Below are 19,952 nucleotides of genomic sequence, written 5' to 3'. Positions count from 1 at the left end.
TTCCTAATAAATTTTACATGAGGCACAACATTGATATAACATCGCGCCTCGATTAATTTAATATAAATTTAAATTAAACAGCCACTTGCCCCATCCCTTTCACTTCCAGATACAAACGTATTAGATGTTCAATTGTGAGGTCAAGAATTGGTTCATACATAAAAGAATTCAGGTGAATATTAGAGCTAACAGTGATACTGACTTTTTCAATTATTCTATTCTCAGATCGCGAGGGAGCGTTAATTTTAAATTCCTTTGCCAAGCTGCCAAATTGATTTTTAGACTGGCACCAATAATTAATATCATTCTTCAAGTTACGTAGTTCGTTAGTAAGAAAAATTTCAGCTTGCAATCTTATGGCAATAGAAAGCAAAACTTTGTCCTCAAGATTTAAACCATCATGTTCAACGCGCAGACTTATTTCATCGGCTTTATCGAAAAGAATATTTTTTAAAAAACGGTTATCAGTAAGGGGATGATTTGTATTAAATGTCAAATTATAAATACTATAATAATCTGCGACTGTTATTTGTCCAGTATCTGGTTTCCAGTGTAGAAGGCTAGTAAGTTTAAGATAATCAGGATCGTTATCTCCTTTAGTATATTCTATCAGATTTCTAGAAAATGGAATTGTGGCACATAAAATGCATTCATTATCAATGATATGATCTTTCCATTTTCCTATGAAATAGTTTTTTATGCCCTCAGCTTTAGTTAAGGATATCGAAGTAGCATTACGATTAGCCATCAAGCATCTATCACGATGTACAAAATTATTAGCTAACGTGCGAAAAAAATCAAAATTATGAGTCAATATGATTTGATAGAAATCGGTCGTTTGATTAAGATCTTCCAAATATTGAATGATTGCATGTTTATTTTTATAATCGAAAGAATCTGCCACATCATCTATTATAAATAGCGTTTTCTTATTATTTTGTTTTCTATACTCAACATCAAATATAAAATTCAATAAATAAAGCGCTCTTTTTTCTCCCTGACTAAGGTTTTTTATTTCGCCGCGAGAATATTTAACTTCATCGACACCATCATTGAAAACAAACTTGAGCTTCGCCTGCTCTCTGCCTAATGCAGCTTGCTGTTGATTTTCAACTGAAAGCGTAAAAGGCATATCAACAAATCTATCATTAAAACGTTCAACCGCACTCGCCCAGCGTGGCGCTATCTGAGCAGCTTCAGTTTCGATGCTAGATATTTCATCTTTACTATCCCCATATAGGGAAACATATTCAACGGCATCAGAACTATTTTTTATATAATGAACCCATAATTCTTTTCTAAATTCCGGTATGTTTGCAGGTTTAATTTTTTGTAGTAGAAGTTCTACTTCTGTTGCAGGAATATTTTCTATAAGTTCAACAAGAGATTGAGTCTGAGCATTTTTAGCGAGGCTAATCCGCAACGATTTTAGTGTCTGATCACTATCAATTCTTGCATGTATCTCTTGAAGTTTTATTTCAAGCTGTTCTTTATCAATTGAGGTATCTTCACCTTTTAAATGAACACGATGCCCACCTGCAAAAAAACCTTGTTTATCTAATGTTAAAAATGATATATCGGCTTTAGCTGGGTTGAAAACACCTTTTTGATATATAGAACCAGAATTTTCAAAAAGCTCTTGATAACGTTCATTAAATTCATTAGCTTTGGATACAAACTCTGGGCTTGTTAAGACGTCAATAGCTTTCTGATCAAATATTGTAGCGTATCTAAAGTGCTCGAATTCGTACTGCTGAGGCAATCCGAGTAATTCTGAAATACAATGAGAAAAATTAATAGCCTGACAATCATTAAGTATTGTTTGCTCCAAATCAGCTTTCTTTACTCCAGAGATTTTATTTAAATAATTTAGTAGTTTACTCTTTTGCTTTTCAAGCCCAACAAGCATCTCATCATAGCGAGCTTTGTAATCAGGATTAACTAGAATATTTGTTATCGCTGGACTATCTGAGTTAATATCAATTTCAGATTTCAGCACATATATATCATCTTGATTTATAGGACCTTCATCTACCAAAACAGCACAATTACAAGGACGTTGGTAACGTTCCTCACAAGGCATTTCCCCGTGAGATATTTTCTCAAACGTTCTAGAGAAGGATGTTTTCATAAGTCCATTTGGAGCATAAACCGCATAAGCATTTATTTTTCTGGGATCATTAAAATAAAAATCATACTCTAACGATCTTATACCATAACAATTTTCAAAGTTAATTCGCAGCTTATTCATGAGCCCTCTATTAATTATAATCGTTGTCAGCATTGAGATACATATTATCTAATCTTAGTGATCATGCATCTTAAGAGTAACTATTTATTGATATGGGTTAAAAAAACATATTTTGAAATGTGTAATTTGATGATATATATCACGATTTCAACCCGATTAGAAAGAAATACGTAGGAGATAATTAGTATAGATAGATTGTTGTGTGATAAGATATTTTTTCGCAAGTATCAACTATAGATATTGTATAACTATCTGATTTTAAATCATAATTAGTTAACATTAGTTCTCATCTGCGTTAAGAGGCAATCAAGTGAACTATGACTTCATGATGCTTTCTCCATATGATTTTGAACAATTGGTATGTGATTTGCTTTCCAAAAGCTTGGGGGTACGCCTTGAATCTTTCAAAGAGGGCAAAGATTCAGGCATTGATTTACGTCATTCTCTCTCGTCAGAAGGTTCTGGTGATCTGATAGTACAGTGTAAACGCTATGCTGTTCATAAATTCTCTGAGCTCAAACGTAGTTTGAGTTCAGAACTGATAAATTTAAACAAACTGCAACCAAATCGATATATCATAGCAACATCGGTAGCTCTTTCACCAAAAAACAAGCAAGATTTAATTAAAATCCTAACCCCGTGGGTTAAGTCTAATGATGATATTTATAGCCCTGCAGATCTTAATAAACTTATTCGTGATTTTCCTGAGATTGAAAGAGCACATTTTAAACTCTGGATATCCAGCACCGCTGTTTTAGAAAAAATATTAAACGCTCGTATTTTCTCCCAAACTGATGCAAGTTTAGAACAGACACGTCGTCATTCTAGTAAATTAGTAGCTCACTCTGGATTAAACATTGCGATCGAGCTTTTACAAAAAAACCACCATATATTAATAGTTGGAAATCCCGGAATAGGAAAGACAACACTGGCTAAAATGATCATGTGTCACTATATGGAAGACGGTTTTGAACCTGTCTGGCTTTTTAATAACATAGAGGATGTATGGTCGTTAATTCATTCAGAAAAGGCTTCAGAACAACGTTTAATAATTGTTTATGATGATTTTTTAGGTCGATTGCGGTTCAATTCTGAAAAATTTGAAAAAAATGAAGATAGAGCACTCCTTGCATTGATTGATTACGTATCAAACCTTTCTAATATTCGATTAATTTTAACCACAAGGGAATATATTCTAGAAGATGCTAAAAGAATGCATGGCTCTTTCGATGATAGAGCTAACGAACTTGTAAAATACACCTTATCGTTAGATGAATATGCACGCAGTGAAAGAGCTCAAATTTTATTTAATCATTTATATTTTTCTGATCTCCCGGACGAAAGATTAAAAAAACTCATTGAAACAAAAGCTTATAGGGATGTAATCACACATAACTCATTTAACCCAAGAGTTGTTGAAATTGTGTGTAATTATGCTAATAGCAGAGCATTATCAGTAGATGAGTTTATAGCTTTTTTTAAAAAAGAATTTGATAACCCCATCACTCTATGGGCACATCCATTCAAGCAAGAGATTAGCCCAATGGCGCAGAAAATTCTGCTAGCGCTTTGGTCCTTCGATGGAAAAGTTGAAATAAATACACTAAAACAAGCAGTTGCACTCTTTTATCCTAAAAGTAATGGCTATGAAGTTGATATGGACTTTAGTGATGCAATTCGTCAACTTGATGGAAATTTCATTTTAAGCAATCGATTTAAGGGTGTTAATAGAAAAAAAGAATATATTATAATCCAATTTCAAAACCCATCTGTCGAGGAATTTATAGAATCATTAGCGAAAGAATACTCCACACTTTTAAGTTTAATTGATGTATGTGTTGTTTATGAACAGATTGAAAAATTATTAGATTTATCTGAAAGGATTAATTTTACTTTTGATGAATTTTTTAATAACTTAAAAGTGCAATTTATTGATTGTCAAGATAAGTTCTCGGGAAGAATCTTAAATTTTATTTTGTACAATGAAGACACTGCTATAAAAACATGGGTTCTCAATGAGTGCAGAAAAGCATCTGTGATTTTAACATTACTTAAATTAGAGAAAAAAATAAACGTCAGTGATCAGCGAAAAAATGAGGGATACCTTCATGTTATGACGAAGCAAGGATGGAGAGAAATCTTATCTTCCATTCCGTACAGACAAGCAGAAGTTTATTATATATACTCACTTCAAAAATGGATCTTAAACTCTAGTGGGTGGAGTGATAGTGATATTACAACTTCTCAGTTTAATTTACGCACTTGTGTATTGGAGTTATTGAACGAGGATGATGCTTACTTGACTGATAAAAACTCGATAGATAAGCTCATTGAGACATTAACATTATATCCCCTACCTTTATCCGAAGATCTAACAAATGCAATCCTGAGTGTTGTTAAGTCATCTTTTGATTATATAAGCCTAAACCAGTTAAATGTTTCAGAATTAGAAGAAGAAATTGAAGGTGTAAAAAACATTGCAAAGAAATTGAACATTAATCTAGATACTGAAATTATGACATTGGAAAGTAAAATATTCGAAAAAACAGATGAGGAAGAAAATGATAATACTATTATAGGTGAAAGTCATCGGTATGAGAATATTTCCAGCAACGACATGGATATTGATAAATTGTTCAAAAGTTTAATTGAGCGTTAATTATTAATTATGGTGATAATTTCAACATCATTAGATAAAGAATACCTTATGAAAAAAAACTATATTTATATCAGAAACAAACAGCCTTACAGACCACAATGGAATACCCAGATATCTGATTTAATAACCAGTTTCCACTTACATCCTGATTTAATGAACATTGTGTTCCACCACTTCTGTCAGCAATAACTGGAATACTGATAGACCTCAACGCACAAAAATTATGCTGACCAAGATTCTGTCCCAACCATGCTGTATTACCTCCATCGGGAGAGTAATAAACCTCTGATGAATTAAAGGCATTCTTCCATATCCCATTCTGGCAGGATAAAATTAAACCCTCACTATTTTTACTCATCAGACCGTTTGACGAACAATCTCCTCCAACCAAAACAGTTGAAGCTGGCTGTAAGTATTGCCCCGAAACGATCCCTGATGAGTTAATGTTTCCAGAAGCTGTTATAGCCCCCGTAGTTTTACCATCATTTGATGCAGACAAAGCAAGATCACCACGTAGCTTTTGACTTCCCCAAACGTCTAGCTTAATAGAGGAGTTGTTATCACCATTGAGGGAAAGATAACCATCACCCGCTCCACCTGATACGTTAATCAGCACCGCATTCTGATTACTGGAACCACCGCCGCCAATTTGCAGACGGCTGCTATTGGTTTTAGCCGCGACATAGCTATCCGAATCCACGCCATTTTTAACGGTCAGATAGCTGTTCATTGATACATTTTTGCCAAAAGTAGAGAAGCCAGTCACCGTCAAATCTTATGAAACGCTGACGTTCTTGGCAAAGCACCCATAGGAACCATTGAATGAAACTGCGTTGACATCACCTGACGCGGTAATGTCTTTGGCGTTTTTGATGCTTTTGCCTCCCATGTTCAGATCGCCCATCATGGGTAATGTGCCATCACGACGCAGGTAAACAGAATACATTGAGGAATCGTATCCTACACGGTAGTTCTGACCTGCTCCCCGCCGCGTTAATCCCACTATAGTTATTTTGGTTCTCGGTCCATTGACCACCAGAGCCTGATGCAACAGAAGCTGATTGCGTCATACCGCTATCGATACCAGCCGCTTGCATAGCTCGGCCTAACAAGTCATAGCGAACACGGCTTCCTTCGGTCCAAGGTAAGGTTGTAATAACGAGTCCATTGATAGCTTAGTTAGGTGTTGTTCCAGCGCGTTTTAACAAGATCTTGTAAGAAGATTTCTGCACGTTAATGCCGGTATAGCTGGCAGGTAGCAAACCTTCATTAACCAACGTCTGATACGTAATTTCACAGCCATTAGCCGAACAGGTTCTTGGACCCGGATCACTGCTCTGGCTGCTACTGGATGAGAGCGTTGAAAGCTTGTCATAGCGAATGCTGATATAACGATTAACCGCCTCACCTACTGCTTCATTTGTTGACCAACAGCCTTAGCTATAACCGTTTCCTGTTCATTTTTCATATCCTGAAAACGCATAAAAGCCATCATACTACCGACACCCAGCACCAAAATGAGTTCCAGTAATGAGAACCCTTTCTTATTTGTTTTTTCATTTTCATCGTCCTTTTTGTTTCACGTACATATCAATTAACAAAAATAAAAAAGAGGTCAATACTGGTTAAGATACAATCCATAAAAAACACTTAACAATAAATTTCAGGAGGGGTAAATTTATCAATTATCGTCTTTTGTATGTTATCCTGCTCATAACCTTAAACACTCAGGATAAAAGATAATAACTGACGATATTAAAGCACTTAATAACATTCGAACCCTACGCGCTCAAGCACGAGAAACAGATTTGGCTACACTGGAAGAAATACTGGAAAAATTAACTGCTATTGTCGAAGACAGACGTCAAGAAGAAACAATCGTAAAGCAACAAAATGCTGAACGTCAGGCCAAAATCGAAGCGCTGCGTGCACAACTGCTTGAAGATGGTATTGACCCGTCCGAACTGCTGGCTAATCCTAAATCGTCTCGTCCGACTGCGGTTCGTGAGCCTCGTCCTGCTAAATACAAATATATTGATGAAAATGGTGATGAAAAGACATGGACAGGTCAGGGTCGTACACCAAAAGCGATTGCTGCTGCACTGGAAGGTGGTAAGGTTTTAGAAGATTTTGCTATCTAAATACATTCCATACATTCTTTAATCCGGGCATCGTGAATACCCTTATAAAGGAAACAATATGCCATCACCAAGAGAAGTGAATCCGCATAATTTCAAAGTATTGGAAATTATTTATGATTTAAACGGATTCTCCGTTGCATGGGGGATCTGGGAGAATGGGACTAAGCGCCTCGCTATGAGATGGAATGGTGAAGGCGAGGACAAGGGTTATCCAAAAACATTTGGTAATCCTGTATGGTTCATGCTCCCAAATGAGCTTAGTCTACCGATACTTCAATCACTGGATGCATATAACCCTTTACATCGCGGTGTAGAAAAAAGTTAATCGTTCCGGGTATTATTTAATAATGTATGTCATGCATTATATGACATCAATTGTTAAATTGACTACCGCGCCCTCTGGGGCTTGGTCAACAGCTCCCCAGCCTAAAACAAGTTTTAAGCAGGAGAGCTGTTCGGACGTGAAAGGATTTTATGGTCTGAATTTTTTGAGGACTCTTTCAATGTAGATTTGTCCATTTACTTTATACCTTTCGATATCGTTCGTATGTAAGGATGGAACTTCTAACAACAAACCAAAGAGTAATTGTTTATCTACCTCACTTATATCACAGTTTAAAACCTTGGCAACCTCTGCACCGAGAATTATTTTTTGTCGTGTATTTTCTTTTTTATTGTCTCTCTTCTCTTTTGCTTTAAGATAATTGAGCTTGTTTTGTGCACCCGCAATTTTCTGCTCAAGTGTTTTCTTTATTTCCGGTCTACTTATATCACTCTGAAAAATTTTACCTATTAGATAGGTGTTTTTTATTTCTTCATCATTCATTCTTTTCTCCACTGATTTCTATGATTATAAGGAATATTGCTTCCAAACTCATCATCTGAAAGTATTCGCTTGATTGATTTAATCCGAGATCGGAATTGTTGTATTTCCTGCTTCTTTTTAAATTCAACTCGTACCTCTGTTATTATCTTTTCTGCTTCACTATATGCTTGTTCAAGATCGGTATAGATTCCATTATCAAGTAATCGTTTTGCTTCAAGATCGATAGCTTCATCGTTATTTTTATACATAAAACCTCCTTGTATTAATTTCCTTATTACTCATTATCACAATTAATAAAATAATCAATAGCATGGGGGATATTAATTAACATTATCCATTTCATGTTCAGCTAATAATTTTTTAACATATAACTATAATTCATTATTCTTAAAAATGATAATTGATTTTTATTGTCAGTGTAGCTATAAGGGAGAATAATGACGATGCATCATTTGATGTGGCCCTATTCTATGGAAATAAGCATGGCTACAAACACAGGAAATGATTCAAGAAAAGGTTCAGTACGAGATCGTACTCAAGTTCAAAATCCCAAGAATGGTAATTATACGAAACGGGATACTGACAGCGGTCAATTTATGGACCAAAAACAAGATGGGAAACCATTCAAAGGTGTAGCTAAAGAAGTTGATAATCGTCGTAAATAGTAAGAAAGGGCCAAAAGGCCCTTTCTTTAGCACTCAGGAAGACTCAAAAGGTTATTAGGCTGTTCGCCATCATTTTGTGTTTTTAAGTATTTGTTACCAGAAGCGCTAACAGCAACAATCACCCACACTGAATGCCCTCCTGCATTAACATAAAACCTCCATTTCCCAGATTCTATTCCGCTTATAGCCTCTTGCTGTGTTAGCTTCCATCTGGTGTCATCAGCATTCTTACCACCTATATGAGTTATCCTTTCATGAGCACTCTGGCGATTGCTTTTATTGATACATAATACTTGATGTTCGGACATTTTAGCCTCATTATAATTGCTGCATGTAATTAATAAACTGATCATCATTCTCATTGCATCAAATTGCTTTAAGAAATGATGCACACTGAGCTTAGGTCATATCCTCACGATTTCCAGTCAACAAAAAACTAAATCACGCACTTTGTAATTTGTGTAACACAAGTGATAGCAACTACTAACTTAAAATATCTGATACTCTCCACGTTACTTATTTTTGTTTATATGTAATTTTAATTTCACCTTCGATTTTCCACTCTAATTTCTTATCCTAACCTGTGAATTGTGCAACAGGGGAAATCACCAGTATTTGTTATATTTTATGTATTTTAGTGTTTCCCGTCTTACGGCGGGATAAATTAACACTCTTTTTGTCCTTCGGACGCCATCAAAAACCCATTTATGTAATATCGTGGAATACTTCGCCCTTTCATCCATATTGAGCCGCTTAATTCGGCGGTTTGTTTTACAGCCATTCATATATTTAGTATTAATTAATAAAGGCAGGCCTTATACATTGTCGTTATTTTTGAGCCATTTATGGCGATAGAAAATAAAGCAATGCCCACTTACGCATTATCGCTTCGCTCTAATGCCGTGGGGTCTACCGACGGTTGCCGCCGCAGGCTAAAACCGTTTCCTTCGGAAACAAAATCAAGGTCAACGTCAACCCCAACGTTTTCCTTACGTAAAACGAAAAGCAGCATTTAGCATTGAGGAATACTTGGATGGCGATATACAGTTTTAAAATGGAGAACATCAGCAGAGGCGAAGGTCAGTCTTCGGTTAACTCTGCTGCATATCGTCACCGTAAAGTTTTCTTCGATAACAGAACAGGTGAAGTTTGTGGTCGCAAAACAGCACATAAAAAGGACCTTGCCTTTGCGCAGATTTTTGCACCTGAAAATACGCCACCTGACCTTATTGTTGACAGTGAAACACTCTGGAATGCTGTTGAAGCCTCAGAGAAGAGAAAAGATGCCCGTCTTGCCAAAGAGTTTAAAATTGCCCTCCCTGCCGAGCTAACACCAGAACAGAACATTGAACTCACTGCAGCTTTTGTTCTTGAGCACTTTACCAAGCAAGGCATCATCGCAGATGTTGTTATCCACGATATCAAGGGTCATAACCCGCATATCCATATCATGGGAACAACCCGTGAGGTTCTTTCTACCGGCTTTGGCAAAAAGGTCCGTGAGTGGGATAAACCTGAAATGCTTGATAGCTGGCGTAAAGGCTGGCAGAACATCTGTAATGAGTTCCTTGAGCTGTATGGTCATGATGAACGCGTTGATCACCGTTCTATCAGGGTTCAGTATGAAGAAGCCCTTGAACAGGCTACTGTTGCCGCTACCAATGAAGAGAAAGCAATCTGGCTGGCTAAAGCTATTGAGACGAACCGCGATCCAATACTTCATATCCCTCGTGATCGCTGGGGTACTGTAGCCGCTCAGGAACAACGTGCTGCAGAGCAAGCCATACGTGATGAGCTGAAAACAGAAGCTGTTGAAGCCTACTTTGCCTTTAAGGATTTACCATTAGACATCGTTGTTGATGTTGCCAGCTTTACGGTGCATGCACTGGCTGAACCTGAAGAAATTGTTATGCCTGATAATACCGGGAGAGCATCATCTTCAGACTCGCAAAAACCTGTTCTGGTTTCCCCTGCACCTCATACACGCACTACACTGAAAACCCAATCCTCTCCAACGTCAAGAGCGTATAAACGCGCTCCTGTTAAAGCTAAGAGGAAACAGGTTGAACCTCGTCAAACTGGCGTGTTCAAACGTTTCACGCTGTTGGTCGTCAGGTATATAAAAGAAAAATTTGTCTGGGCCAGAAGAAAACCTTCCCCTGTTTCAGTTGATGCTGAACATGATAAGCGTATTGCTGAAAACTATGTCTTCGATGAGGTTCAGGGTATCTATGTGCCACGCGCTGAACATGAGAGAAGAGCCAGATTTAACAGTGACACTTATAGTCCAACCAAAGATGAGATCAGGCGTTTTCCAAGTCGACCTAAACAAGAACAGCATAAGTGCGATAACAATCAGGACTATACCCTTACTCCGCCGCTAGTATCAGTAAAAGACAAGAAACATCCATCGTTAAAGCCGCCGGGGCTTAATAAAAATAGATTGTGAGATTACAGGTTAAGGAGTCACAATAGAAAAATAAAGTTTGATTTACACCTCAAACCGAATTATTGGAGCTTGCATAACACCACGTATTATCAAGCCCCTACAAGCGACAAATTAAACAATTTAATAAAACTAAAGAATTTCATCTCTAACTTTTAAAATTTTCTCTAAGAACCCGTCCTCCAATCGACTAACGGATGCTGTTCCGAAGAAGAATTCATTATTATAAATCATTCTATGTTTCGCAACGGCATCCAATATAAATCTAAAGCTATATTGCCTTTCAACATCTTGCATGCCTGAATAGAACATATCGAAAGATGGCATCCAATCATATAAATAACGACACTCATCCAAAACAAATAAATCCATATACATTTGAGTATCTTTGGCCTTGTAAGTCCATCGCTGAGTTTGTTCAATATTGACATGATAAGGTACTGATAACTGCCTAAATAAAACCTCCTTAACTTGATGGAATAAAAACAAATCACAGAATGGATATAGTGATTGATGCCAATTATATCTTGATAACTCGGTCAAAGATTCATTGTAATAATCTTTCTCCCCCCAACCTTCTCCCATAAGAAAATGCATTGTGGATATACTTTTTATTAATGAGTTAGCATCATTATCTATACTTAACTGAGATAGAAATGATAAACAAAAATTACTGTATGATGAGTTAGTATAAATATGCTGAGGATAATTTCCATCATTTTTGTTAACATTTGCATTTATAGCTGCAAACGTCCACATTATTGGATAAAATGATGTATCCGTAATTACATCCCCTCCATTATCATTGCAATCAAAATGATATAATGAATCTATTTTATTTTGTAATTGTTTTTTATCACCTAATTTAAACATATATTTGAAAAGTGAGTGAGATGATAAAAAGTTTTCATAAGGAGATATAACAGAGATCGTATCAATTAACAGCCTTGTAATATATTGCCCGTAATAATCCTCTATATTATCAGCCACCTTATTCCGCCACCCATCTGGATCGAAGCCATTAGAAATCGCCCCCTCCATGCAATTCCATTTAGGGTCATTTGTTTCTAAGAATGACTTAGGGTATAAATAGTCAGCAACTAATTTTGCTAGATTACCATGATCCTCTTCATTTTGTTTTTCAGATGGAAGACTAACATTCGTAATCAATACTCCTAAAGGAGTAAGCGCATGATACTTTAATATGGCAGTAATTGTTTTTAATGTTTTTTGCCCGTCTTTTTTACTCGGTAAAGGACCACAAAAATCAAGGTAAATAATGTCGAATTTCTGTGGGGATATCTCAAAAAAATCACCGATATTTGATTTAATTAATTTTATAAAAGGAAACTGCGAAGATAGTGCAGAAATAACAGCCTCATTATATATTTTGGCATCACTTTCGAAGGCCCAAATATTTTCCGGCAGTATCCCTAGGTTAGTCATTTCATTAATATCATTTTCAGGATTTGGACCTGATAAATAAGCGACCTTTAAGCTGGACGCTGCCTTTTCATGGATTATTGAACTATAAAACCCCTCCCACCTTTTAATTGTTTCATCAGACAGCTCATCTACAAGGAACGCTCTCTCGTCATTAGTTTTACGTTTATAAAATGATTTAACTCGTCTTATGTAATCCTTAGGACATAAAGTTGAATCAGATCTTTTTGCTGTCAATTTTTCAATTGCGGAATGAAGAACCTGTTTTCTAGCTATTTCCTTCTGAGCTTCGTTGTACATTTAGACCTCCAAGATTACGCTTTTTACTATGATATTAGGCTGTGTCCCTTAATCTCCTGAGCTATAGTGACTATCTGTTTCTACAATACATTGAACTATGCTTCAAAAAATGAGGGGACACAGCCTAGAGTTCTTAATTCATTTATCTGAATAACTTAGTAATGTCATAAATTTAGAAGTAAAATTCCTAAAAATATTCAATTCATTATCCGGAATAAGATAAAACTTCCCGCTAATCAATGTGGATGATTCAAACAGTTCATCCGCTTCATTAACAAGATCACTAAAAATAAGATCTGATACTGAATTTATTTCTTTAAAAGACTTTCGATAACTACGTCTAACATACTTAATTTTCTTTTTTAAATCACGTATATTCTTATCATTTAGTATTCCATGCGTGTGAGCATATATATTTCTTATCTCAGTATAAAGTATCCAGATATCTAAAGACACATCTTTAGAAAAGTGATGAACTTCCCTCATTGATTCTAAAACATCTGGATATTCATCACCAATCTTTTGTATTAGTTCATTGGTATATAGTCGCCCTTGAACACCTCGGGAATTTAAGATTTCCTTGAGATTACTTTCGATTGTACTAAAAAGAAACATGAATTCCCAAACATTTAAAAACCCCGTTACGACCAAATACCAATTGTCTGTTGGAAGAGATTTTAATAGTTCATTCAAATTTACATTTACATTCTTTTGAAAATACTCGCCAACATTCACTCCCATTACTGAATAATGATTTTTTATTTCACCTGCTCTGAGAACATTATTTTGAATTATTTCCTCTAAGAATGACTTTACTGCCAAATTAAAAACATCTTCGTCATTGACTACTGTAACTACTTTACCCAAAAAATCCTTTTCAATTAATTTTCCTTCTTTAATTAGAAACTCTTTATTTTCTTCTAGAAATACATCATATTCGAACCTTTGGATATAAGATTTCATATATGATAAAAGCAAAACATTTGTCAAATGACAAATATTGAAGATATTATGATAATTTTTATACCAATCAGGAGACTTATCTGTTGGAGCCTCGATAGATGGTTCATAAACATGTATCATAGCTAACTCTCTTTATGTTATACATTTGCATATCATATCACTTAGATTTCATCAATAAATATTATTGATAACAATACTCACTCAGCATTGAGCATTATGAAAAATATTATACATCACAATAGGTTCTACATCTCATAAAGTTAATACCACATGATTGCTTGAGAACAATATTATCTAAAAAGATAGCCTTCTCTGCGACAAAAGCAGGCACTGCCAATATCAAGAAAACTGATAGTAGCACTAGCTATACTTATAGACATCCCTATCAGAATTAGTAGGCAGATGATCACATGCGTATATCACTTCGGATAGATTCCATATAAAAAATTCGTCTTACAGACAGTACAAACGTGAAAATTGTGCATGCTCTCTTTTGGGTAAAAAGGGCACTGGATTGATTGTTTTCCATTATAGCTCCTCTAGTTAGCTTCCAGCCATTGCTAGATTTAACAAGAGTCATAGGGAAAAGGGCCAAGTATCACAAAACCATTTAATTGCTTCATCATCATGTGAACCTTCACATCATTCAAAGTTTCCTTTGAAAAGGGATTTTTTTGGCGACGTCAAAATCCTAACAAGGATATTTATTAAATCTTCTGGGGATATTTATTAATTCTATATCTAGTAGTGCTTCTTTATTCAACATCCCCTGCGACATTAACCACCTCACATAAAACATCATCTTTTTTATTGCTCATCATTATCTCTTTGATTGTTTCACATTTAGTACAACACATACGAGAATAAACATAATTATTATTTGATAATCATTTGAAAATTATCAATATTGCATTAATTTGACATATTATTAAATATAATAAGCCCTGTATCAAACAGGGCTATATGAATTAAAGATTACAGATTAAAAAAGCTTACCAGCTATCATTATTTCGCTTTTCAATTGCATCACGATAACGCTGTTGTTCCACAATATCCAGATTTGGATCAAATAACACACTTGATCCTTTCACAGCAATATCGGCATCAATCTCTGATTGGGGAGCATAGGCCTTATAACCATTAGGCTGCGAAGTGGCTGTGGGGATATATATCCCATAGTATTTCCCATTCTTAGAACAACCGATGTAAGCCAACAGGCAAGCAAACAGGAAAAAGAATGTCCATACTGTATTATGGCCGTTAATCGTATATCCACTTCCATCCACATTTGAAAACAAACCATGAAATCGGACGACATAGACAATCAAAAATGATGAGAGGATAACAGCCCTGCTTTTACCTACGGTTAAATGCTTACGCATGATTTTCACCGTTGGAAGCAATGTGACCAAAATTAGCCCAATAGAAACAACGACCAGCCATACAGGAAACAGCCCGTATTTTTGCGTGGTGTTCTGCGATAACGTCAGTAACGACAGCACCAAGAAAGTATTAAGCAGAAAAAGACTGACAGCCATCGATACCTTTGCGTCTTTTTGTGTCTTCCTCAGAAACAGCACAGGAGCCAGTGATGGTATGTTTACCAGCAGCCCCATGAAAATCACCCAAGAGATCGAGTTCATAGCTTTTTTCCTGTAATTACCGTGCGGTCCAGCCGTTATTGGTTTTCACCAGAACAATTTTGGCTTCTTCTGGTTCAGACATTCCTTTCACGCCAGAGAAGGCATTTTTATCAACCCAGCCCGGCACGCCATCCAGTTTCCACGTATAGGTCACTTGCGTCATTTTAACGCCATTACCCTCACTTGGTTCAGTCCAGTTTTTAACCTCTAAAACTTTCCGATGACCGACACAGGCCCCTTTCTCACGGTCCCAAAACTCAACTTCTTGGCCTTTATCTGTTACTTCCAGAACATCAACACTGCTAAAGCCATTTGCCTGTTGCGAAACAGTGAGCAGCCCTTGTTCAGCAAGTCCTTTCAGGATTTCATCACTGGCACTGTATCCGGCAGAACGGTAGCCACGGTTAACCTTAATCGGAAAACCTTTGTTGAATACAATGTCGTTGTCCTGCAGGGAGTAGCACAGCTTTGATTGTGATATTTTTGCGTTGATCGCTTTCTCAAAATCGCCTTTTTCACCGCATCCCGCCAGAACAAGAGCGGCACCAGCAACGAGTAAAATCTTCTTCATCTTCCTATCCATCCTGATAATCAAAAATGCTGTTATGTAGAGGTTGTCTGCTGCGCACCTGTAGTCGTTAAAGCTTGTTCTTACTGGCATAACGCAGCAAAACCACTTGATTAACCAATTGATAGGATTCAATTATTTTTGTGGGCCGTCATATCGTTTGTAACGATCAAAATCAAAATAATGATAGTTTTTGCCTATCATTAGATACATATCGATCGATTAAAACAATTAAATTACCGATCGAAAAAACATTATTAATCGATATAAACTATCAATATTAATTTATCGATCTGATATACCGATCATTTTCTTGCTAGATGAATCGTTACTGGATAAAGTGAACAGAAGGATCACTGGACCGTTTGTGGGTTGGTTTATGGGTATAGAACGTCAAATCTAATGACCAACAGCCAGCACTGCCCTATGGCCCTTCCTTGGCCTTTATTCATGCAACATCAGGGAAAACAATCATGAGGGATGCCGTTAGCTGATTAAGTAGAAAAACTCATAGGCTTCTGATAAGCGGCTTTCTTCACTATTGATTTACATGAGTCTTAATAGCCAGATGCGGCACTACGCTGGCTCAGGCTCCTTTACGCTTATTTTTTCGTTTACTATTTATATGGAGTTAACATGAAAAAACTGTTTATCGCTGCGTTGGTGATCCTGCCTCTTACCGCTTGCACCACCTATGGCAACAAATCCCTTAAAGACGAATCCCAACAAACCGTAAAAACCAAAATCGTTAAAGGGAAAACGACCCATCAAGATGTTATTAATGCATTCGGGGAGCCACAAACGCGCGCGACCAATGATGGTCAGGAAATGTGGTCCTACTCCAGCATGTCAGGTGAGAGTCAGATCTCAAACTACATTCCCGGTCTGGCCTTGCTTAAGAACAGCAACACGGCTCACATGAACTCCCTTGAGATCTGGTTCAAGGGAAATGTTGTTGACCGATATAATTTCAGCCAGACGGCAAGTAAGGTATCGCGTGGGTTGTTGGATTGATTTTGCAAAGCAGATAAATAATTAATAGGCCGTCATCCGATTGACGGCACTATCTGAAAAGAACTAACTGTTATTATTACTATATTATTTTTTCATGTGTCGTATTGATTTATTAGTTTTTCACCCTTATTTTAAATCAATCGTTTTCCTAAATATCATCCCAATCTAATGGTTCATCTGGTGGCACAAGACTTATGTTTTCAACTGAGGTGCTGACTTTTATACTTCCGTGCTTAGCGAATCCCTGCGACTTTTTAGCCTGTAATCTGTCGATTAACACATCGATGTCTTCTTGATTATTTACATCTTGAATGACTGACTCAATAGACCTAAGCTGACCTTCATTATTAGTATAGTTTCCTCCGCTATCAATCACGCTTTCGTCTCGTTCAATTTCTATCGTCTCTTTCTTTTTTCTAATCTCTGAAACAAAACGAGCACGATCACCGTTGAAAACAATCGCAGGATTTATGAAATACCAGTTTTTTTCATTAGTTTTAGCAATAATACGTTTCTCGATGAGTTCCTTTATCCCCCGGTAAAAGATAGATTCAGATAAGACAAAATGATCTATCTTTTCCGCAAGAGACATTGCCTTTTTACAGCTCAGGTAAAAATGATCTTTACCTATCGCATCCTGATATATCCGTAAAAAGATAAAGAATACTTTGTATGCTGTTTTCGTGAGATCAAAGTAGGCTTTTATTTGTGATGTATAGAGTTTGATGAACTCTTCTTTATCAACCTCTTGTGTATGCACAATATTAGCAAAGTAGCTTCGACTGGCATCTTTTCTTTCGATAAGTTCAGTTCCCCTTGAAACAGTCAGATTTTTCTTTCTTGTCTCAATCTTTAGTTCTGTCTCAAAGCAGAATGGATTTAAGCCCAAATCCAAGTCAACTTCCATTTCTTTAATCATATTATCACCTCTTATTATTTTATTTATAATAAAGTAAATACCATGCATGAAACAGATATCAAGTTTTTTGCATATTTTTTTGCGAAAATATTTTATAAATCGCAAGTTTTCCCGTGACGATGATTTAAATAACTGTCATTTTTTAGCGTAAAAATGATATAAGAACTGACTACAGAGTCAGGAAAACTTACTGTGCAGCCAGTAATGCTGACCATAGAGTCAGTAATACTGACCGTATAGTCAGTCGTTGTTTTCCAACACAAGCCTTATTCCCCAAGGGCTACAGGCCGTTTTTGTCTTAACTTAATTTTGCAAGAAGTAAGAGATAATACTTAAGAGGATTAAAAGAAACCGGGCGATTTTTATGATCGCCATACAGGGTTTCTAATAATTTATTGCTAATTATTCCTTTCTATTTAACTAAAATCTTTTTTTTGAAAATCCCCACCATCTATGAGCTAACGCTCATGTGCTGACGCACGGCTACGCCCTAATGCTGATATACAAATATTTTTCCTATTGGATCAAAAGCCATTTATCAAAGCAGCACTTGGTGATTGTCGCCAACAATCACTTTGCTGGACAGGGCTTGCCCCTGCTAATGATGGATTTTTCATTAATGATCGTGGCGATAGCCACTTATAACCAAATGAAAAACTTACATATTAATAACTATCAAACTTTCGCAAACACCGATCTTACTAATTTTCGATAGAACTTAATGAGCATATTTTTTATAGACTGGCTACTGCCAGTCACATAGTTCCTGTGGTGAAATACCATCACGCGCCATCAACTTGAGGAGTCTTTTCATCTTTAGCTTACGCACCTTATTTTCACCAATTTCCTGATAATACTCCTCACGCCGTTCCTCTACCACTTTTCGAAAATTATTCAATAGTTGATTCAGTGTTTTCATATCAGTAGTAGCGGCTTCAGCTTGGATTTTTTTATACATAAACATAACGTGGAACTCATCAATCATCAGTTTTCTCCTATTGTCATAAGTGTTTTTATCTGCCCCTTACGGGGCAAATATATCTTCAAAGGAAACTATAAAGATTTATGAACAAATAAATACGAATGCCTTACCAACAGATTAGCGATAACCTTAAGATCAACCTCGTCAATATTCACATTATTTCCTTCTCTCTGTGTTAAACTCTCAAAGTTATTTTTAATATGCATTATCACGCACATGATAGTTGCACTCATAAAATCATGATCACGAATACACTCTCTTATATCTCCATCGTGATCATTTTGTAAACTGATCCAACTTGCCTCAAAAGATCTTTTAGCAAGATCAAGGAACAGTTTTGTAGATTTGTTTTTAACTTTATTATTTTTAGACATAATTAACCCTCACTTTTATATGATTATTTAATATTTAGTTTATTTTCAGCCCCAAGGAGGGGCCAAATAGATTTACATATAGGCTAACACTAATGCTTTGGTATGCAGCGTCATTACCTCCATTCTCACCCCTTCGAAATCGATAAGATAGCGCTTATTTTTTGCCACACTCTTTTTAGCTCGTTCGATTACTTGGTCATAGACTGTTTCCATATGATGATTATCAGTAAGTAAGTTAAATGCCTCTTTGGGCCCTTTTTTGACTATATCCCAATAAATACGGTAATACTCTTTCATCGCTGATAATAGAAACATCTCAGTAGCGATCCTATCAAAACCATTATTTTTCTTATTCATATATTTTTCCTTTTCTTTGTTTATAGTGTAAAATACCCTGCATTATTAATGCATAAATATTTTGGTTTTTATTTTATAGTATTGTAAAAAACACAGCATTTAACGTTTTACATAAAACCTCCTCATCGCATTAATAGTGTATTGTTCATTAATCAGCGTGTTTACGTGAAAAATGAATAATATTCTCAATCCATTCATCGATTTCACTTTCAACAAAAGCTCTGGCTCTTATGCCAATCTTTATCGGTTCTGGGAATACGCCCCTGCTAATAAGTCGATAAATCCATGCTTTGCTATATCCTGTTTTATTCATCACTTCCGGCAGGCGAATAAGTCTTCTTGTTGTCATATATTTCTCCGTTGTTGTTTTGATGAATGTAGTATCTGCAGATCGCTTATGA

The 19,952-nt window shown here is 36.1% G+C and carries 19 protein-coding genes and 1 pseudogene; 6 read left to right on the top strand and 14 right to left on the bottom strand.

The annotated features are described in order from the left end of the window. Nucleotides 1-73: 73 nt before the first annotated feature. Nucleotides 74-2,251 (bottom strand): AAA family ATPase, encoded by a 2,178-nt coding sequence (locus FHD02_RS13890; protein ID WP_220393985.1) that lies wholly within the window; start codon nt 2,249-2,251, stop codon nt 74-76. 310 nt (nt 2,252-2,561) lie between these two features. Here FHD02_RS13890 and FHD02_RS13885 point away from each other — a divergent pair, with 310 nt between their 5' ends. Then, nucleotides 2,562-4,910 (top strand): restriction endonuclease, encoded by a 2,349-nt coding sequence (locus tag FHD02_RS13885; protein WP_220393984.1) that lies wholly within the window; start codon nt 2,562-2,564, stop codon nt 4,908-4,910. Between the two features lie 70 nt (nt 4,911-4,980). Here FHD02_RS13885 and FHD02_RS13880 read toward each other — a convergent pair. Next, nucleotides 4,981-6,438 (bottom strand): annotated as a pseudogene (locus FHD02_RS13880) (shufflon system plasmid conjugative transfer pilus tip adhesin PilV). A 214-nt stretch (nt 6,439-6,652) separates the two neighbouring features. Between FHD02_RS13880 and FHD02_RS13875 the strand changes: the two are divergent. After that, the gene (locus FHD02_RS13875) at nt 6,653-7,051 is read left to right on the top strand and encodes an H-NS family nucleoid-associated regulatory protein (protein ID WP_220394002.1); all 399 of its coding nucleotides are present in this window, start codon (nt 6,653-6,655) and stop codon (nt 7,049-7,051) included. A gap of 58 nt (nt 7,052-7,109) precedes the next feature. Further along, entirely contained in the window at nt 7,110-7,376 is a 267-nt protein-coding gene (locus tag FHD02_RS13870) for a hypothetical protein (protein WP_200030972.1), read from the top strand. Between the two features lie 147 nt (nt 7,377-7,523). Here the strand turns inward: FHD02_RS13870 and FHD02_RS13865 are convergent, their stop codons facing one another. After that, nucleotides 7,524-7,877, bottom strand: coding sequence for a conjugal transfer protein TraD (locus FHD02_RS13865; RefSeq protein ID WP_129329205.1), 354 nt, complete (start codon nt 7,875-7,877; stop codon nt 7,524-7,526). After that, nucleotides 7,874-8,125: a hypothetical protein gene (locus FHD02_RS13860; protein ID WP_220393983.1), complete on the bottom strand. Its 252-nt coding sequence runs from the start codon at nt 8,123-8,125 to the stop codon at nt 7,874-7,876. Before FHD02_RS13860 ends, FHD02_RS13865 begins: the two co-directional genes overlap by 4 nt. A 234-nt stretch (nt 8,126-8,359) precedes the next feature. Between FHD02_RS13860 and FHD02_RS13855 the strand changes: the two genes are divergently transcribed. After that, nucleotides 8,360-8,542, top strand: a complete 183-nt coding sequence (locus FHD02_RS13855; RefSeq protein WP_129329203.1) for a hypothetical protein — start codon at nt 8,360-8,362, stop codon at nt 8,540-8,542. Between the two features lie 26 nt (nt 8,543-8,568). Here the strand turns inward: FHD02_RS13855 and FHD02_RS13850 are convergent, their stop codons facing one another. After that, complete coding sequence (locus tag FHD02_RS13850; RefSeq protein WP_129329202.1) at nt 8,569-8,850, bottom strand: DUF3892 domain-containing protein; 282 nt, start codon at nt 8,848-8,850, stop codon at nt 8,569-8,571. Between the two features lie 725 nt (nt 8,851-9,575). On the opposite strand from FHD02_RS13850, the gene mobQ reads away from it, so the two are divergent. Then, nucleotides 9,576-10,991 (top strand): MobQ family relaxase, encoded by a 1,416-nt coding sequence (gene mobQ / locus FHD02_RS13845; protein WP_220393982.1) that lies wholly within the window; start codon nt 9,576-9,578, stop codon nt 10,989-10,991. A gap of 129 nt (nt 10,992-11,120) precedes the next feature. Here mobQ and FHD02_RS13840 read toward each other — a convergent pair whose 3' ends face one another. The 4 genes from FHD02_RS13840 to FHD02_RS13825 form a co-directional block, all read right to left on the bottom strand. Further along, nucleotides 11,121-12,731 carry a class I SAM-dependent methyltransferase gene (locus FHD02_RS13840; RefSeq protein ID WP_220393981.1) on the bottom strand — a complete coding sequence of 537 codons (1,611 nt, stop codon included), beginning with the start codon at nt 12,729-12,731 and terminating at the stop codon, nt 11,121-11,123. A 138-nt stretch (nt 12,732-12,869) separates the two neighbouring features. Then, nucleotides 12,870-13,814, bottom strand: coding sequence for a hypothetical protein (locus FHD02_RS13835; protein WP_220393980.1), 945 nt, complete (start codon nt 13,812-13,814; stop codon nt 12,870-12,872). A gap of 872 nt (nt 13,815-14,686) precedes the next feature. Further along, complete coding sequence (locus FHD02_RS13830) at nt 14,687-15,337, bottom strand: hypothetical protein (protein ID WP_220393979.1); 651 nt, start codon at nt 15,335-15,337, stop codon at nt 14,687-14,689. Nucleotides 15,338-15,353: 16 nt separating this feature from the next. After that, on the bottom strand, nt 15,354-15,908 hold the full coding sequence (locus tag FHD02_RS13825; protein ID WP_129329197.1) for a membrane lipoprotein lipid attachment site-containing protein: 555 nt from the start codon (nt 15,906-15,908) through the stop codon (nt 15,354-15,356). A gap of 633 nt (nt 15,909-16,541) precedes the next feature. Between FHD02_RS13825 and FHD02_RS13820 the strand changes: the two genes are divergently transcribed. Then, a complete protein-coding gene (locus tag FHD02_RS13820) occupies nt 16,542-16,919 on the top strand; it encodes a hypothetical protein (protein WP_129329196.1) in 378 nt (125 codons plus the stop codon). 148 nt (nt 16,920-17,067) lie between these two features. Here the strand turns inward: FHD02_RS13820 and FHD02_RS13815 are convergent, their stop codons facing one another. The 5 genes from FHD02_RS13815 to FHD02_RS13795 all read right to left on the bottom strand — a co-directional run bounded on the left by FHD02_RS13815 (nt 17,068) and on the right by FHD02_RS13795 (nt 19,900). Further along, the gene (locus FHD02_RS13815; RefSeq protein WP_129329250.1) at nt 17,068-17,835 is read right to left on the bottom strand and encodes a hypothetical protein; all 768 of its coding nucleotides are present in this window, start codon (nt 17,833-17,835) and stop codon (nt 17,068-17,070) included. 748 nt (nt 17,836-18,583) lie between these two features. Continuing rightward, nucleotides 18,584-18,823: a DNA-binding protein gene (locus FHD02_RS13810; protein WP_129329195.1), complete on the bottom strand. Its 240-nt coding sequence runs from the start codon at nt 18,821-18,823 to the stop codon at nt 18,584-18,586. Nucleotides 18,824-18,891: 68 nt separating this feature from the next. Next, nucleotides 18,892-19,194, bottom strand: a complete 303-nt coding sequence (locus tag FHD02_RS13805) for a hypothetical protein (protein ID WP_220393978.1) — start codon at nt 19,192-19,194, stop codon at nt 18,892-18,894. Nucleotides 19,195-19,266: 72 nt separating this feature from the next. Further along, nucleotides 19,267-19,551, bottom strand: coding sequence for a hypothetical protein (locus tag FHD02_RS13800; protein ID WP_129329193.1), 285 nt, complete (start codon nt 19,549-19,551; stop codon nt 19,267-19,269). Nucleotides 19,552-19,699: 148 nt separating this feature from the next. After that, nucleotides 19,700-19,900, bottom strand: a complete 201-nt coding sequence (locus FHD02_RS13795; protein WP_129329192.1) for an AlpA family transcriptional regulator — start codon at nt 19,898-19,900, stop codon at nt 19,700-19,702. Nucleotides 19,901-19,952: the final 52 nt, after the last annotated feature.

Origin of the sequence: Citrobacter sp. EC_71 (genome assembly GCF_019584005.1) — a bacterium.
In the GTDB taxonomy this organism is placed as follows: Bacteria; Pseudomonadota; Gammaproteobacteria; order Enterobacterales; family Enterobacteriaceae; genus Citrobacter; species Citrobacter werkmanii.
The sequence above is the reverse complement of the archived record's forward strand: the minus strand, read 5'-3'. Positions and strand labels throughout refer to the sequence as shown.